The 17387-nt window shown below is 42.5% G+C and carries 15 protein-coding genes and 1 pseudogene; 12 read left to right on the top strand and 4 right to left on the bottom strand.

The genetic code is table 11. The annotated features are described in order from the left end of the window. The 4 genes and pseudogenes from VFM80_RS06960 to VFM80_RS06945 form a co-directional block, all read left to right on the top strand. Window positions 1-357 (top strand): annotated as a pseudogene (locus VFM80_RS06960) (tRNA (guanosine(37)-N1)-methyltransferase TrmD); the annotation flags it as partial. A 39-nt stretch (window positions 358-396) separates the two neighbouring features. Beyond that, window positions 397-747, top strand: coding sequence for a 50S ribosomal protein L19 (gene rplS, locus VFM80_RS06955; RefSeq protein ID WP_395070896.1), 351 nt, complete (start codon window positions 397-399; stop codon window positions 745-747). Between the two features lie 142 nt (window positions 748-889). After that, entirely contained in the window at window positions 890-1447 is a 558-nt protein-coding gene (locus tag VFM80_RS06950; protein ID WP_395070894.1) for an adenylate kinase, read from the top strand. 62 nt (window positions 1448-1509) lie between these two features. Continuing rightward, on the top strand, window positions 1510-2247 hold the full coding sequence (locus tag VFM80_RS06945; RefSeq protein ID WP_395070892.1) for a DUF1499 domain-containing protein: 738 nt from the start codon (window positions 1510-1512) through the stop codon (window positions 2245-2247). Between the two features lie 8 nt (window positions 2248-2255). On the opposite strand, the gene VFM80_RS06940 is transcribed toward VFM80_RS06945, so the two are convergent. Beyond that, the gene (locus tag VFM80_RS06940) at window positions 2256-3155 is read right to left on the bottom strand and encodes an ATP-grasp domain-containing protein (protein WP_395070890.1); all 900 of its coding nucleotides are present in this window, start codon (window positions 3153-3155) and stop codon (window positions 2256-2258) included. 228 nt (window positions 3156-3383) lie between these two features. Here VFM80_RS06940 and VFM80_RS06935 point away from each other — a divergent pair, with 228 nt between their 5' ends. After that, complete coding sequence (locus tag VFM80_RS06935; protein ID WP_395070888.1) at window positions 3384-4010, top strand: hypothetical protein; 627 nt, start codon at window positions 3384-3386, stop codon at window positions 4008-4010. A gap of 101 nt (window positions 4011-4111) precedes the next feature. On the opposite strand, the gene VFM80_RS06930 is transcribed toward VFM80_RS06935, so the two are convergent. After that, window positions 4112-4984 carry a DUF72 domain-containing protein gene (locus VFM80_RS06930; RefSeq protein ID WP_395070887.1) on the bottom strand — a complete coding sequence of 291 codons (873 nt, stop codon included), beginning with the start codon at window positions 4982-4984 and terminating at the stop codon, window positions 4112-4114. A 184-nt stretch (window positions 4985-5168) separates the two neighbouring features. Between VFM80_RS06930 and VFM80_RS06925 the strand changes: the two genes are divergently transcribed. The 4 genes from VFM80_RS06925 to VFM80_RS06910 all read left to right on the top strand — a co-directional run bounded on the left by VFM80_RS06925 (window position 5169) and on the right by VFM80_RS06910 (window position 13067). Further along, window positions 5169-7889 (top strand): S9 family peptidase, encoded by a 2721-nt coding sequence (locus tag VFM80_RS06925; protein ID WP_395070885.1) that lies wholly within the window; start codon window positions 5169-5171, stop codon window positions 7887-7889. A gap of 107 nt (window positions 7890-7996) precedes the next feature. Then, window positions 7997-9697 (top strand): sodium:solute symporter family protein, encoded by a 1701-nt coding sequence (locus tag VFM80_RS06920; RefSeq protein WP_395070883.1) that lies wholly within the window; start codon window positions 7997-7999, stop codon window positions 9695-9697. Window positions 9698-10105: 408 nt separating this feature from the next. Continuing rightward, the gene (locus VFM80_RS06915) at window positions 10106-10444 is read left to right on the top strand and encodes a PadR family transcriptional regulator (RefSeq protein ID WP_395070881.1); all 339 of its coding nucleotides are present in this window, start codon (window positions 10106-10108) and stop codon (window positions 10442-10444) included. A gap of 4 nt (window positions 10445-10448) precedes the next feature. Continuing rightward, window positions 10449-13067 (top strand): ABC transporter permease, encoded by a 2619-nt coding sequence (locus tag VFM80_RS06910; protein WP_395070879.1) that lies wholly within the window; start codon window positions 10449-10451, stop codon window positions 13065-13067. 7 nt (window positions 13068-13074) lie between these two features. On the opposite strand, the gene VFM80_RS06905 is transcribed toward VFM80_RS06910, so the two are convergent. Both VFM80_RS06905 and VFM80_RS06900 read right to left on the bottom strand, forming a co-directional pair. After that, window positions 13075-13482 carry a DUF3052 domain-containing protein gene (locus VFM80_RS06905; RefSeq protein WP_395070877.1) on the bottom strand — a complete coding sequence of 136 codons (408 nt, stop codon included), beginning with the start codon at window positions 13480-13482 and terminating at the stop codon, window positions 13075-13077. Further along, on the bottom strand, window positions 13482-14336 hold the full coding sequence (locus tag VFM80_RS06900) for a transglutaminase family protein (protein WP_395070876.1): 855 nt from the start codon (window positions 14334-14336) through the stop codon (window positions 13482-13484). The genes VFM80_RS06905 and VFM80_RS06900 overlap by 1 nt, the downstream gene beginning before the upstream one ends. 122 nt (window positions 14337-14458) lie before the next feature. Between VFM80_RS06900 and VFM80_RS06895 the strand changes: the two genes are divergently transcribed. Genes VFM80_RS06895 through VFM80_RS06885 form a run of 3 tightly spaced genes read left to right on the top strand, consistent with a single transcriptional unit; the run spans window position 14459 to window position 17335 of the window. Beyond that, entirely contained in the window at window positions 14459-15694 is a 1236-nt protein-coding gene (locus tag VFM80_RS06895) for an arginine deiminase family protein (protein ID WP_395070874.1), read from the top strand. 10 nt (window positions 15695-15704) lie between these two features. Continuing rightward, window positions 15705-16919, top strand: coding sequence for a site-2 protease family protein (locus tag VFM80_RS06890; protein WP_395070872.1), 1215 nt, complete (start codon window positions 15705-15707; stop codon window positions 16917-16919). 8 nt (window positions 16920-16927) lie between these two features. Continuing rightward, a complete protein-coding gene (locus VFM80_RS06885) occupies window positions 16928-17335 on the top strand; it encodes a hypothetical protein (RefSeq protein ID WP_395070870.1) in 408 nt (135 codons plus the stop codon). Window positions 17336-17387: the final 52 nt, after the last annotated feature.

Genomic DNA, 17387 nt, shown 5'->3' with positions numbered 1-17387 from the left:
CATTATAAGGGCGTCGATCAGCGAGTTAGAGATGAATTGATCACCAAAGAATATTCTATTGGTGATTATGTGCTTTCGGGAGGTGAAATTCCTGCATTGGCTATTACAGATGCCATTGTTCGACTTCTTCCCGGTGTGTTGGGAGATGCGGGAAGCGCATTGAATGATTCATTTCAGGATGGATTGCTGGAAGGGCCTGTTTATACGCGCCCTGCAGAATTTAAAGGCCTAAAGGTCCCAGATGTTTTACTTTCCGGGGACCACAAAAAAGTGGCTAAATGGAAACAGCAGGCATCTGAAAAACGAACCAGAGAACGACGAAAAGATCTGTACGAAAAATTTAAGAAAGAACATTAATAACAATTCCGGCAACGGTCGGGATTAAATTTAGAAATCATGGATAAGCTAAAACTTGTAGAGCAAAGCCTAATGAATGAGGAAATTCCTCTTTTTACTGCCGGCGATACGGTGAATGTACACTATCGTGTGCGTGAGGGTGAAAAAGAACGTATTCAGCAGTATGAAGGCATTGTACTTTCTGAGCGTGGAAGCGGCCCAAACAAAACATTTACCGTGCGTAAAATTAGCAGTAATGTTGGTGTTGAGCGTGTTTTCCCTCTTAACTCTCCTTTCATCGCAAAGATCGAAGTGAAGAAAAAAGGAAAAGTCAGACGTTCAAAACTCTTCTATCTTCGCGACCTACGTGGTAAAGCAGCTCGTATTAAAGATAAAGACGCTAAAAATTAAATTTAGTCCCTTTTTATTCCGGTGGCGGCCGGGATACTATTACTTTTTAGCGATCTCCTGATACCGGACCATTATTGTATGCCGGTTCTGGAGATTGCTTCTTCATTTTTGATCTAAGTTTTAACCAAACTATAATTTAGTAATGAATATTATTCTGTTTGGCCCTCCGGGTGCAGGAAAAGGTACACAAGCAAAAAAGCTTCAAAACGAATACAGTATCCCCCACCTCTCAACCGGAGATATTTTTCGTGCAGCTATAAAAAACAAAACACCATTAGGTGTTAAAGTTAAATCTATCCTTGATTCCGGGGAATTAGTCCCTGATGAAACCGTAGTAGACCTAGTTGCTGATGAACTTAGTAATGAAAAATATCAGGATGGCTATATCCTGGATGGTTTCCCAAGAACAGTAGTTCAGGCTAAAGCTTTTGATGCCTTTCTCGCAAAAAACAATGACAGCTTAGATGCTTTCATTTTCCTTTCCGTACCGGAAGAAGAGTTGGTTAAAAGGATCTTATCCAGGGGTGAAGGCCGCGCTGATGATACCGTAGAAAAGGTAAAGACCCGACTTTCTGTTTATCGAAAAGAAACAGAGCCGGTGATGAACCACTATAAGGATCAGGGTAAAGTTCAGAAAATTGATGGCATGGGTTCCATCGATGAGATCTTCGAGCGCATCAAAGCAGCTTTAGATCAATAAAGGAATGAAAAATCCTTATTCTGATGTATATTAGGTGAAACTTCACATAATTGGGGACACGCATGGCATCAGCTAAATTAAATTCAGGTTTAATAATCTGGGGAACCGTTATTTCTGTACTCGGAGCCCTGACCGTCATTTTATCAGGATATGGATACCAATGGGGTTGGTGGCATTTTAGTTTTGGATTCACAATAATACCATGGGGAACCGGAGCCGCAATTCTTGGAGGCCTGATTGCAGCAATTGGCCTGTTCCGCCTCACCGAAAAAACTACGAATTTTATTAGGGCCGGCTCTTTGTCCATATTTTTTGCTCTGGCCGCTTTAGTAAATATCGGTTATTGGTACAATGAAGTTCAGCAAGGCTACCCTCCCATTCATGATATCACAACCGATGTTGAAGACCCCCCGGCATTTAATGCCATCGCCCCTTTACGGGCTGATGCTCCAAACCCCGTTGAATATGCCGGAGAAGAAACGGCAGAAACCCAACAAAGCTTTTATCCTGATCTTGAAACCATCACTACACCGATGAGCTATGAAGAAGCCTACGATAGAGCTTTGGAAGCCGCACGTGAAATGCCCTGGGAGTTAGTAGATGAGAATAAGGCAGAAGGCCGGATCGAAGCTTACGAAAAATTAGCCTGGTTTGGCTTCATTGATGATGTGGTGATACGGGTAGATACTACTGCTTCAGGAAGTAAAATTGACATCCGTTCAAAATCCAGAATAGGTCGCGGTGACCTTGGGGTTAATGCCAAGCGAATTCGGGCTTATATCGAAGAATTCGAGAACTAAACCCGGCTTTAATTCAGTCTTTCGATCACTTCATCAGCTAGTAACATAGCAGCTGATGGTTTATAACGGAACCAAAGTTCCGGTTCAATGAGCTCCAGCTCCGAAACCGCTAACTCACCGTCATTATCCCTTACCATATCAACACGGGCATAGGCAGGTTTTTCAGGACAGGCCTCCACGGCTTTTAATGCAAAAGTGATTTCTTCCTCTGATGCCTTATAATTATGGACCGTTCCTCCATGGTCATCCTGTACTCTGAAATCTCCTTCTTTCGCTTTCTTTAATACCGAGTGGCTAAACTGATCCCCGAAGATCATTAGGGATATCTCCCCTTTTTCCAGGATTGAATATTGAAAAGGCTGAAGCATGAAGTCTTCTTCTTTCATCAATTTCTCAAGTTTATTTGAGACGGCATGTAAGTTCTCATGCGTAATGCTGTAGGTATGACGTGCAGCACCGCCTACGGTTGGCTTGATAACCGTTTCTTTCCAGCCTGTCAATGCATGCAGCTGTTCCAAAGATAACCGGGTTCCTCGCGTTATATAACGAGTTGGCACAATGGGAATGTCTTTATCGGCCAGATAAGCAAGGTATTGCTTGTTCACATTCCAGTTCACCAAGTCAGCGGTGTTGATAAATTTGGCTTTTAAAGAAGTATTTATCAGCCATTTCGAAAACTCCTCAAAACGATCAAAATAATCCCAGTTTGTTCTAAATAAAACGGATCTTGTACTTTCCCAGTCAAACTCAGGATCAGCCCAGTCTTTACGGCTTACCTTTAAGCCTTTGCTTTCCAACGATTCACGCACTATTTGATCCTCATCCAGGATATTCTGAACATATTTTCCGGGTGAAACCGGATCAACGTATCTGGAATCGGTAAGTAAAACCACATCAAACAACCCCATAGTCTAAGCCGTTATAGTTATTAAAAATTCACTAGCTCGAAAAGACGATAATTTTTAGTAAAAAACCAATATCACAGCTTCAAAAGCTGTTTTTTTTGAGGCTGATCTATTTTTAAGATATTCGATTTTAGTTGCACGTTAAAAATTTTGGCTTTATTTAAGTTATGGGATACAACATTAACTAAGGACTTTTGTTAGATATATAGCCCCATAAACTATGTCAAAACCATGAAACTACTCACATTTTTATTGTTATCTGTTTTCCTGTCTTCAACTCTTTCTGCCCAGGTTATAGATGACTCCGATCTAAAAAAATTGGAAAGTGGCCAGTACAAGCTGGCAGAAGCTAAGATACAGGTTAGTTTTGAGCTGGGTGTATCTGAAGAGGAAATGAGGACTGAAATCACCCGCCTTGGCTATGAAGTGGAGTCGGCCATTTTCGAGAACATTGTGCTTAATATTAATAATAAGCCTGAAGAAAGCCAGATTGAAGAAATAGCGGCGCTTGCCGTGGTCAACTCCGTCCTGGATCTAAGGCACACATATGATCCCAACATGCTGAATCAGATCAAGCAAAGCCGGATGATGAGCGACAGCGAACTAAATGAGCTGATCGAGCAATTAGAAGAAGAGGGGCCACAGGGGCTGCTTTTGGTGTACCTGAATGCAGAAGCGATAGAATCAACGGTAGAAGAGATAAGATCACAATTTGAAAACCTGGAAATGAACATATTCAGGCCCGCCCAACGAACGGCCATCATAAAAACAGAGCCCGGAAAAGAGCTGGAGGCCATGGATGAGTTGAATGCCCAATCCTTCGTGGAGAGCACAGCTTTTATTGGGGTTATAGAGTAGGTCGGTTTGAGAAAAGAACCATCTTCAAGTTTCCAAGGTGTCAGTAATGAGAGGCAGTGTCTCAATTAGGCATCACATATCGAAGCTACGTCACTCATCTTCTAAAACAATCCAAGCTGCTTATCCTGTCTGTTTGCGGGCCAGTCATGCAGCGGGGGCAGATCCATGAAATCAGATAGCAGCTTGTGGAAGTGTCGGCATAGTGCAGGCTGGTCCGCTTTATTCGGGGCATGGATAAACACATAGGGATGCAATCCCTCTCCGATCCATTCCGCAACAATAATTGCCCATTCCTTTAAATAGGGTTCATTATTCAAAACATCATTGGTCCCCACAAAACGCAATACAGGCCGGGATGAGGTAGTGTCGAAGCGGACAGGAACTTTAGGTTTTTTCTTTTGGGCTTCAATAATGGTGGGATCGTTTGATTTGGTCGCATGAAGTTTACGGGTATCAAAAATAACACGGTCCACATCATAGCTTTTCAGTAAAGAGATCAAATTTCGTTCATGCTTTCCATGATCGAAAAAATCTTTATGCCTCATTTCTACTGAATAGCTGAACATTTTAGGCAAAATAGAAAAAACTTCTTCCAGCCTGTATAACTCGGAAGGTGAAAATGTATCCGGAAACTGGATCATAAAAGGGCCAACCTTTTCCCGTATCGGCTCAAATAGCTTTACAAAATCCAACACTTCTCCCTTCACATTATACAGCCGCTTTTCGTGGGTGATGTACCGCGGAAACTTAAAACAAAATTTAAATCCCTTTGGCGTTTGCTCTCCCCATTTCAAGATGGTATCAGGCGTAGGCACATTATAAAAAGTGGTGTTCCCCTCCACCGAATTAAAGACGGAAGCATATTGGGTAAGAAATTGCGAAGGCTTGGCATCGTCACTGAAGAATGTACCCTTCCACTCCGGAAGGCTCCAGACGGTACAGCCAAGGTGATATGGTATTACATTTTGGCTCAAAAACGGCCTTAGGTACGTTAAATAATCTCTTGGAATTTAAACTTTTTCACGAGATATAAAATTTCATCCGATGAGTATGTAAAAGTATGATGCAGAACGCTTTAAAAAGAATATGGAAATATGATTTTTTGCTTATAAAATAGTACTGTGTTGCAACACAAATTTAAACTAACGGGATGTATTAATGAAGAAACAAGTTTTTGGAGTCGGGATCTTTGCGTTGCTTTTCTTGGTCTCAGGCTCATTACAGGCTCAAAAAAAGGATCTAAAACCTGCCGATTATGCTCAGTGGCAAAATATCTATTCTACTGCTTTTGCAGATGATGGAAATTGGTTTTCCTATCAGATCTCTTTGGTTGAAGGCGATGGCTGGCTTATGCTTACCAATGTTGATTCCGGAGATGAACATAAATTCATGTATGGCACCAACCCTGAGTTTTCAAGTGATAACCAATGGTTCGCGTTCAGAATTGGTGTTTCTGAGGACGAAGCAAGGAAACTGGAAAAACAAGAGAAACCCATTCAATACGATATGGGCCTGATGAATTTATCTACCGCTGAGGTCGATACTTTTAAGATGATACAGGATTTTGATTTCAATGAAACCGGAAGTCACCTTGTAATGAAAAAATATAAGGCTGAGGGTGTAAAAACCACCGGGACCGACATCATTATTCGAAACCTGCATTCCGGCTCAAACCAGCTCGTGGGCAATGTATCCGATTATTCATTTAACGATGCCGGCACTCATCTCGCCGTAGCAATTGATGCATCTGAAAAACTCGGAAACGGAGTTCATTTACTAAATTTATCCAATAACAGCACCACCGTTTTAGACAGTGATACAGCAAGTTATAAAGGGCTTTCATGGCATGATGAAAATAATGCGTTAGCTTTCATGAAAACAAAGAGTGACACGGTTCACAAAGATGAGACTCATGTGGTTTATGCCTACACCGATGTAGCAAATACTTCTACCCAAAAAGTTTTTGATCATACTGAAAACAATCAGTTGCCGGATGATCATCGCGTAGTTGATTTTGCCGGATTGACATGGGCTGAAGATGGTGAAACCGTCTTTTTTGGCATTAAAGAATGGGAAGTTAAAAAAGATGAACCTGAAGACACTTCCGCGATCGCAAAGCTCAACAAAGACCTTGATCCCACAAATGTAGAAGTGTGGCACTGGAGAGATGCTGAAATTCAGCCACAACAGGAAGTTCGACGAACCCAAAACGAGCGTGATAATTATCTATCAGCATGGCACCTCAGTAATAACCGCTTCGTACAACTTGAGGATCAGCAGGTCGAAGATATAGATCTGACCGGTAATCACGAACATGCCATCGTTTATGACCCTCATCCCTATGAACCGGCTTTCAGGGAAGGATGGAATGATATTTACGTGATCAACACAAACTCCGGTGAGCGTACCAGGATCCTTGAACGGCACGAAAACGCAAGCAGCAGTCCTGGCGGGAACTATATCCTTTACTTCAGGGATGCAGACTGGTGGACGTACGACATTCAAAGTAACACCCATACCAACATCACGGAAGACATAGATACCCGCTTTGAAAATTATAAAAGCATAAGCGGTCGTGAAAACTTTCCGCCTTTTGGAACCGGACAGTGGGTTGAAGGAGATGACTGGCTGTTAATCTATGATGAATATGATGTGTATAAAGTCTGGGCTGATGGTAGCCGACATGAAAAAGTAACCAATGGCACTGATGATGAAATTAGGTATCGCCAAACACGGATGAATTACGAAGAAGATCACCTTGCCCAGGATCAGCCGATATACTTTTCCAAATACGGCTATTATACCAAAGACCACGGCTATGCAAGACTCGATAGCGGAAACCGGCTGGAGGAACTTATCTATGAATCTAGGATGATCAGTCGCCTGGATAAAGCAGAATCTGCAGATGCATTTGTATTCATGAAAGAAAGTGCTACCGAATCTCCCAACTTCTATCATGCCGGAAATAGTTTCAGAAACCCGAAACGCATCACCGATACCAATCCCCAGCAAAAGGATTATCATTGGGCGGATGATGAACTCATTACTTTCACGAATGCCCGTGGCGATAAATTACAGGGACGACTCCTTTACCCTGCTAATTATGAAGAAGGTAAAAAATACCCGATGATCACTTACATCTATGAGATGCGTTCTCAGGCTATGCACAGCTATTCCGTTCCAACCCGAACCAGTCCGTATAATATGAGGCGATATTCCTCAGAAGGATATTTCGTGTTTGAGCCGGACATCAACTATGTGCTCAGAGATCCCGGTGTTTCTGCCGTAGAAAGTGTGGTACCTGCTGTCCAAAAAGTACTAGAAACGGGCATGATAGATGAAGATAAGATCGGATTGACGGGACATTCCTGGGGCGCCTATCAAACGGCATTTATCATCACTCAAACTGATATGTTTAATTCAGCGGTGGCCGGTGCGCCTCTTACCAATATGGTGAGTATGTACAATTCCGTGTACTGGAATTCGGGGACTCCGGATGCCCAGATATTTGAGGTCAGCCAGGGAAGGTTCCCAGAACCATACTGGAATGACTGGGATAAATTCATCGAAAACTCTCCCATCTTTAATATGGAAAATAACACCACTCCGTTGCTTGTAGAATTCGGCACGGATGACGGAGCGGTTGATTTCAACCAAGGCGTGGAACTCTACAACACCATGCGCAGAATGGAGAAACCCTATGTGATGCTGGTTTATGAAGGTGAAAATCACGGCCTTCGCCAAAAGGAAAACCAGATCGATTATGCCAATCGCGCTTTCCAGTGGCACGAGCACTTCCTGAAAGGTGAAGAAGCTCCCGAGTGGATCTCAAGCGGAGTTCCCTACCTCGAACGACCAGAAATAAAGGAAAAGGAATAATTGGTAGTTTTCATTTTTAAGCCCGCACCACATTTTTTGGTGCGGGCTTTTTTAGTATAATCAGGCACTAATTTAGAATTCATAATCTCTCATTACCAATTTCAAACATGCCTTTCGAAACGCTCGATTACCTCGTTGTTGCCGGATATGTTTTGCTGATGGTTGCCGTAGCCTGGATCGCAAAAACACGCGGACAAGAAACCCTCGATGACTTTTTTGCAGGAGGTAAAAATCTACCCTGGTGGCTGGTCGGTGTTTCCATGGTAGCCACTACTTTTGCGGCTGATACTCCTTTGGCCATCACAGGCATTGTTGCACGGCAAGGGATAGCCGGTAACTGGTTTTGGTGGAACTGGATGATCTCCGGGGTTGTAACCGTATTTATTTACGCCAAACTCTGGAAACGGGCCGATGTATTGACCGATGTCGAATTCATTGAACTTCGATACGGAGGCAAACCGGCTAGCTTTCTCCGTGGCTTTCGGGCTCTTTACTTCGCCTTTCCCTTTAACTGTATCATTATGGGCTGGGTCACCGTTGGAATGGCAAAGATCCTGACCGTTGTAACCGGTGCCGACCAATGGATCGTGATAATAATACTTTACGCACTCATCGCTTTATACATTGCCATTTCGGGATTATGGGGCGTGATAGTAACTGATTTCGTGCAGTTTATTTTAGCTATGATAGGAACTATTGCCCTCGCCTACTTTGCTGTTGATCACGTTGGGGGATTAGCTGAACTTAAGACTCAGCTTTCTAATGCAGTTAATTACGATGTATTGAGCTTCAATCCTTTCACCAATCCTGAAATTGCCCTGACAACTGCTTTAATTTGGATCGGGATGAACTGGTGGGCAGCCTGGTATCCGGGAGCCGAGCCGGGCGGAGGTGGTTATATCGCGCAGCGAATGTTTTCTGCTAAAGATGAAAAAAATGCCGTCGGAGGCACCCTTCTTTTTAATATTCTGATGTACGCCGTTCGTCCCTGGCCGTGGATCCTGGTGGCTTTAGTTGCCATGGTTATTTTCCCAAATCTTGAAGACCCCGAAACCGGCTATCCACTCATGATGCTGGAAGTGCTGCCGGTAGGCTGGATGGGCTTGTTGATGGTGGCATTTCTATCGGCTTTTGTTTCCACAATTTCGACACAGCTTAACTGGGGAACCTCCTATGTAGTGAACGATTTCTACAAGCGCTTCATGAAACCCCCGGATGAGTTCGAGTCCAGGGAAAAAGCCCAAAAGCATTACGTCTTTATCTCTCGAATAGCCACGCTTTTAATGGCTGCTCTGGGAGTTGGGGTTTCTTATTTCTTCGACTCGGTTTCGGGAGGATGGGAATTCATCCTTTCACTCAGCGCCGGTATCGGCGGCGTGCTTTTGCTCCGTTGGTTCTGGTGGCGCATTAATGCCTGGAGTGAAATTACGGCGATGATAGCCGCTTTTATCGGGGCTGTTTACTCAAAATACATGGGCTATGATTTTGCCGGAGGAATGATCTTTACCACTACATTTTCCACGATCATTTGGCTGACCGCTACTTTTGTTACCAAGCCGGAATCTGATGAAACCCTGAAAAAGTTCTATGCTAAGGTCCACCCCATGGGCAACTGGAAACGGTTCTCCGATGGCATTCCTTCCCCTGACAGCCTTTTGCCATCTGTAATAAATATCGTGATGTCGGTGGGGGCTATTTTCTTTTTCCTATATGGATTGGGACAGATCTTCTTCTTCAACATCGGAACCGGCATTGGGTTCTTACTCGGCGGATGCATATTCGTATGGGCTGTTGTAAGGCGAATTTGATCATTTCTTTGATCTCGGATAATTAGCTAATTCAAAATTAGATCATAAATGCTTTAGAATATATAGCCCTATAATCCGACCTCACCCAACCCTCTCCTCGCCTGCCCCGATAAATCGTGGGCAAGGAGAGGACTTTTCGTAGTAATTTAGTGACAGGAATTGATTCATATTTAGATTGCTTAACAACGCGTGCTTCTCCTTGAGAAGAAGAAGACAGATGAGGTCGAAAGCCAAGGGCTAAGTTGTTCGTTCCAAATCAAAAACATCCATAACGCTCACGGTACCTGACGGATGCTGTGAGCTTACTCTATTGATTCTTTATCCAACGTCTAAAAAAATAATTTCCCCTTTTTAAAAAACTTTATTACACTCCACTTGTATTAGTTCTAAAATTTAAAATAAATGTTTATGGATATACTATCCCGCATGGAAGAATTTATTTTACTGTCGGTCTGGAAGTTGCAAGAGGAAGCGTACGGACTTGAAATCCGGCAGTACCTGTCAGACCTGACCGGGCAGGAGTTGTCGGTTGGAGCGGTGTATGTTCCCCTTAAAAGGCTGAAAAAGCGCGGGTACCTTGAGTCGTGGGATAGCGAACCTACAGAAGAGCGGGGCGGACGTTCCAAGAGATTTTACAAGCTAACACAAAAAGGAATTGGAGCACTTCAACAGGTGAAAACAGTACAAGAAAACGCATGGTCAAATTTGCCTGACATTGGTTTCGATTGGGCTCCTGCAAAAAGTTAGCCTGATGAGAAAGCCTGGATTCCTTTTACAGTTTTTAGAAAAGATACTTCCACCTGACCTTCATCATTTGATTGGAGATCTCGAAGAAGAATTCAATCAAAACATCAACTCAGAGGGATTAGCAAAAGCTCGATTTTATTTTTGGTCTCAGCTTATTCGTTCTCTTCCCTGGTTTATCCTTCAATTCTTAACCTGGAACACCACTATGTTTTTGAACTATCTGAAAGTAGGCTGGCGAAACATGAAAAAGCATACCGGCTTTTCTCTCATCAATGTTTTGGGATTAGCAGCCAGCTTATCGGTTTGCCTGCTGATGATCCTCTTCATCATCGACCAAAAAAGCTTTGATCGTTTTCATGAAAACAGTGACCGAATTGTACGGATCACCTCTGACATATATCATTCGGTCGGAGAAGGTGTAAGTTCTTATGCGACTTCACCGGCCTCTTTGGCAAATACTCTCGAGGAGCAATATCCCGAGGTGGAAAAGACCGTTCGGGCCAAATCACAGTTCTCAGGCAGCTTCAGATATTCCGGGCTCGACATCGCTTTTTCCGGAATTTATGCCGATCCCAATTTTTTGGATGTTTTCAGTTTTAAACTGCTTCAAGGTGACCCAAACACCGCACTGGATGAACCCGGAAGTGTACTTCTAACACCGGATGCCGCGGAGAAAATTTTTGGAAAGGACGACCCGCTCGGGAAAGTGATAACCAGGGTTGGCAATAAAGATTATACCGTTACCGGCATCATTGATGAGTCCCAAAAAACTCATTTTGATTTTGAAGCCATCGCTTCTTATTCGACTCTAACTTCAGATCCGGATTGGGACAATCACTTTAGCAAATGGAATAATACACTTTGGAGCTCTTATACCTATGTGCTGATGAACGAAGGCTCGGATTATGATGCCTTCGAAACTAAGATCCAGGAACAAATTCCTCTGCAATACTCCGATGTACAAACAGGGGCTTCTCAGCTGAGTGCATTAGGAGTTCAACCTATTACAGCCATTAGTTTAGGACCGATTCTTTCGAATGAAATTGGAATGGTAATGCCCGGGGTGATCGCCTGGTTCTTAATTGGTTTTACGATCATCATCACGCTAATAGCTTGTTTTAATTATGTGAGTTTAACGGTTGCAAGGGCCTTAAATAGAAGTAAAGAAGTAGGAGTGAGAAAAGTTCATGGAGCCTATCGGGCAAGCGTAATTAAACAGTTTATAGTAGAATCAGTGATGATCGCTCTTTTTGCACTGGTATTTTCAACAGTACTGCTTAGGTGGTTGCTTCCGGAATTTAACGGACTTTATATCATGAATTTATTGGGCAATCAAATAGAGCCATCCATGCTGTTACAGCCTGAAGTCTTACTCGCTTTTATTGGCTTTGCCGTAGTTGTTGGGATACTGGCCGGACTTTACCCTTCCATTTATCTTTCCTCATTCAACCCGGCACAGGTTTTAAAAGGAATTAAACATACGCGGGGAATATCCGGACAAAAGCTGAAGAAAATAATTACCGTGGGGCAATTCACATTCTCCATCATATTTATCAGTACTTCGCTGATCTTGTTTCAGCAATTTCGCCATTTAGTAGATACCGACTATGGATTTGAGCGTGAATCCATCGTAAATGTAATGCTATACGATATTCCCTTTAATCAGCTCAAAGATAAACTGGTGCAAAATCCGGATGTTCAATCTGTGGCGGCAACGTCTTTGGTACCGGCCTCAAATTCGATCTATGGGGTTAATGTAACCTCCGAATATCAGCCCGATATTGTAGAAGGTCATTCTTTTCGAATTGATGAAAATTTCATCCAAACATTGGGATTGAACCTGGTGGCCGGTAGAAATTTCAACCCTGAAATGAGTACGGATTCATCAAGTGCAGTTATAATAAGTACAGAAATGGTGAAACAGTTGAACTTTGAATCCCCACAACAAACCATCGGTGAAACGATCTCAATTGAAAATGAAGACCAACAGTCAACGGTAGTAGGTGTTGTAGAAAACTTTATTTCCTCAGACCCGCTAAGCTCCAATGACCCTATAGCTTTATTTTATGAGCCAAACCTGGCCAGATTTGCAGTTGTTAAAACCATGCCCGGTAAAACGATATCATTCGTAAATGACCTTGAACATACCTGGGAATCCATGAACAGTACTTATGCTCTCAAATTCACCATACTCGACGATCAGCTTAAAGAAAACCCAAGCTTAACCGTATTCATAGATTTTATAAAAGTACTTGGGTTGGTAGCCGGTTTTTCCATCTTCATTTCCTGCCTGGGCTTACTCGGCTTAGCTATTTATTCCTCTGAAAACCGGGTCAAGGAAATAGGAATTCGAAAAGTATTGGGGGCTTCAGTGAACCAATTGGTGTTCACACTTTCCAAGGAATACCTGTGGATGATATTGACTGCTATAATCATAAGTATACCGGCATCGTGGTTCATCAATTCGCTGTGGCTGCAAAATGTTTCCAATAAAGCAGATTTTGGGATTTCCATTCATATAGCCGGTGCTTTGATTGCAAGTGCGTTAGCCTTATTAACGATCAGTACGCAAACACTGCGGGCCGCCAAGACAAATCCTGTTAAAAATCTTCGGTCAGAATAAAATTCGGCTATCGGTCTTCTTTTCGATACATGAACTTTAATCCAGACCAGTCTTCATCAACAGCACAAACCTTTACGTCTACCAAACCAATGTGAAGTCCTAATGACCTTACTTCATTTCCGGAGATATCCGTACCAAGTTTGGAGGATTTTTTAATCCAGGAGACCCAAAGTATTCCGTTTTTGGTAAGTTTATCTTTTAGCGGAGGAAAGCAGTTTAGAAGAGACTGTTCATCTTCACAAAAAACGTGGATGAAATCGATGGGATCAGGATGATCAGCCCTTACGAGTTGGGACTCTTCAGGCAAATCACCTATTAAGTCAAAATAATTGTCTGGTTCATTAACAAGAAGGATCGTGTAGCCGGATTTAATGCCCAATTTTTTTTGAAGCAGTGTTCCTGAATAACCGGCCATTATTTCTGGTACATTTCAGCTACCGTTAAAAGTTTTCCCAGATCTTCTACCCGTTCCATTTCTTTCTTACGCTCGTAGCTGTGGATGAGATTTCGAATGCATCTCAAAACAATATCCATGTTCGTTGCTATTTGAAAGTGTTCGGGACGAGGATCAATGTTGTTTTTCTTCAGGAAGAAGTAGCACTGATCGTAGGATACGATAGCCCCGTTATCATACGGATCTATCAGTAATTCCTCTTTATCACCAACAAAATTCAACATAAAGTGAATGGGCATATTGATCCCGAAAAATGGCATTTCAAGGCGGTGAGCTATGAACATTACGATCAGGCTTAAAGAAATGGGAAGTCCTTTACGACGATCAATAACCTTATGCAGAAAACAGTTTTGGGGGGCGTGATAGGTCTCGGCATCTCCCCTAAAATTGAGATCTTCAAAAATGAACTTGAGCAATTGTTTCATTTTGCGCTTTTCGTCAAGCTTATATTTTATTTGCGGCTCAATCATTTTCGCAAAATGATCTAACTTTTTTTGATAATCTGAAATGCGAAGTGTAGGGCTGTCGAATCTGGCTAAGGTAAAAATGGCCTCTTCCAACGATTTGCGAGTTTTTATACCTCCATCCAGAATATCAATGAAATCAGATTCAAGAGTTGCAAATGTCAGCTTGTGAATAACATCATTTACCTTGCTTCTGGCTTCTTCACCTTTAATTTCAGCGCGATATTCATCCAACAGCGGTACGGCTTTTTCGCCTAATTCCTGTAGCCGGTCTTCTACACTTTGTTGCACAAATGGATCGGGATCATCCATTAAAAAAAGCAACGACTCAATTTCTGTTTTTGAAGTCATAGTTTGATTTCATTTGCTATGGCCGATTAAGATATTAATTCAATAAGCCAATTACTGCTTATAAATTCGCCTGTTATCCTGTATATTTCACAGCTTTGTTAAACTAATTATATAACTGTTTTATGGATATAAATGTTTCTTCTGAAATAGGTCACCTGCAAGGGGTAATCGTACATACACCGGGACACGAGGTTTCACTGGTCAACCCTGAGCTGAAGGATGAGTTGTTATTTGACGATATCATTTTTGAGGAAGATGCACGCGAAGAGCACCTCGACATGCTCGATGTTTTTAAAGCGGCCATGCCTTCAGATGGAAAAGTGATTGAAATTGTGGATCTGTTTCAGGAAGTTTTTCAGCAACACGATGCCCGGGCTTATTTTATTGAACAGTTGGTAAAAGAATTTCCTGAGAAAAACCTCCACGTTATCGAAAAGGAGTTGGGCAAACTTGATCCAGATGATCTGATAACTTTTGTTATACAGGGATATTTAAAAAAATCAAAAGGTTTTACGCTCAACCCGTCTCCCAATCTATTATTCACGCGCGATCTTGCGGCGGTAGTAGGCAACAGTATCATTGTATCGCGGGCAGCTAAAAAAGCCCGGCTTAGGGAATCTCTTTTGATGGAAACGTTGGTGCAATTTCATCCATTGTTTAGCAGTGTCCGAGATAATGCCATCCGTATTTCCGGACAGCAGTCTATTGAAGGCGGGGATGTATTGGTAGTTTCGGATAAACTTGTTTTAATTGGAATGAGTGAGCGCACTTCCTTCAGTGGTTTAATGAAAGGTACGGAAGGACTATTGAACAGAGGCGTGGAAACTGTTCTTGCCGTGGATATTCCAAAGCAACGTTCCTCTATGCATTTAGATACGATATTTACTTTTGCAAATAGCTCAGAGTGTATTGCATTCCCACCGGCAATTATGGAGCAGGAGAATAATGTAGTTGCCCTTTTTAAAGACGGTGACGCTATTAAATCCGAATCACGAAGCTCATTAAAAACTGCTCTTGAAGAAAGCACGGGAAGTGAATTTAATTTTATTAAATGCGGAGGCGAGAACCGCACCAATCAGTTTCGTGAACAGTGGACCGATGGTGCTAATATTTTTGCTCTTGCTCCCGGAATAATTCTTGGATATGAGCGTAATACCAACACTTTTAACACATTAGTTGACAATGGTTACGATCTCATGACACAATTTGAGTTTGTTGAAGAATACAGCGATAAAGACTTTGACCCCACTGCTGAACAAAAAATTGCCATTAGTTTTCAGGGACATGAATTATGCCGAGGCCGTGGCGGAGCTCGCTGTATGACAATGCCAATATCAAGAAAGCCATTAACCCTTTAAGTAGAGACGATTGAGTCAGAATCCATTTCAGGAAGAAATATCTACAGACTTTGAGGTACTTTCTTCTGAAGAAGAACCAAAAAACAAGCCTGATACAAAGACCATACTAAAACACCTTGGCTTGTTTTTGCTAACGGTGTTTTTTGTGACAATGGCAGGTGCCAATTTTGTAGGCTTTGATCCTGTTTTATTTCCCTTTGCTATTCCCAATACCGTGGATCTCCTGCGTGGGTTTCTGTTTGCTGTATTGCTGCTCGCTTTTCTTACGGTTCATGAATTTGGTCATTATTTTGCTTCGGTGTATCATAAGATCCGTGTTACCCTCCCTTATTATATACCCATTCCCATAGGAATTGGCACACTTGGGGCAGTGATAAGGATCAAAGAACCCATACGCCGAATGCATAAGTTATTTGACGTTGGGGCAGCCGGTCCCGTTGCAGGATTTATTGTGGCCCTTACTGTACTGTTGATAGGTTTTGCCACCCTACCTGAACCGGATTATGTACAAAACTTTGCCGGTCACGAGGAATTAAAGGTGTACGTGGCTGAAAACGGTACCTATCCTGATTTCATTACCGATGATACTGAAAATGGCGTTCTCACCATTGGTAACACCTTGCTTTATGGAGCACTCGCTTCCATGTTTGAGAACGTACCGCCCATGTGGGAAATGTATCACTACCCTTTTCTTTTTGCAGGATGGCTCGGCCTCTTTTTTACCGCTTTGAACCTGATGCCTGTTGGTCAGCTGGATGGCGGACACATACTCTACTCCCTGATAGGATTTAAAAAACACAGAATAGTAGCACGACTCTTTTTTGCAGGAATAACAGCCCTGGCAGGTATTGAGCTTATTCCATTTTTACAAGGCTTTATATCAGAATATACCACCCTTCCGTTTATCGAATGGTTTGTCTGGGCCTTTATTCTGCATATAATAATGAGCAAAGCTTTCCGCACAGATCGCGTCTGGATCAATGCTATGGTCATAACCTCACTAGCCATTACAGCAGGCTATAATTTGATCTTTGGCGCTGTCGACCCCGGTCAGGCTTCCTTTATTTGGCTCGTATGGAGCTTTTTTATCGCTTTCGTGGTAAAAGTAGAACATCCGCCCGTGGATTTTGAAGAAGAATTATCCCCAACACGACGCGTGATAGGATGGCTCAGTATGCTTATCTTCATACTCTGTATTAGTCCCAACCCAATTTATATGAATTAATGAAACACATGAGATTTTTAGTTTTTGCATTGTTAGCATTCGGTATGATCACGGCTTGTTCTGAGTCGACCCAAACTTTAGACCAGCAGGTTGATGCCTTGGTTGCTGAAGAACAATTTGAGGATGCCCTTGCTTTACTTGATAAGCAGGATTCTTCCCCGGAAGTAGAGGCGCTCAAAGAAGAAACGCATCTTCAATATGGCATCCATCTTATTTATAATGCGGACCCGGCTTCCATGCGTGAAAATGCAAACAATGCGCTAAGAGAATTTATTGCCGTATTGGAGATCAATCCGGAAAATGAAAAAGCAAGAGCTGAAACAGAACAGATCCTAAGCATCTACCGCACCTTCCCCGACCGACAACCGGCCGAAGATGTATTAGAGAAATTACGTGAATTAGGTTTCACTATGTAAATCCTTTATCCAGGATCAGTAGGGGCGCATTGCAATGCGCCCCTACTGATCC

The organism is Gracilimonas sp. (assembly GCF_035704785.1).
Lineage (GTDB): Bacteria > Bacteroidota > Rhodothermia > Balneolales > Balneolaceae > Gracilimonas.
The sequence above is the reverse complement of the archived record's forward strand: the minus strand, read 5'-3'. Positions and strand labels throughout refer to the sequence as shown.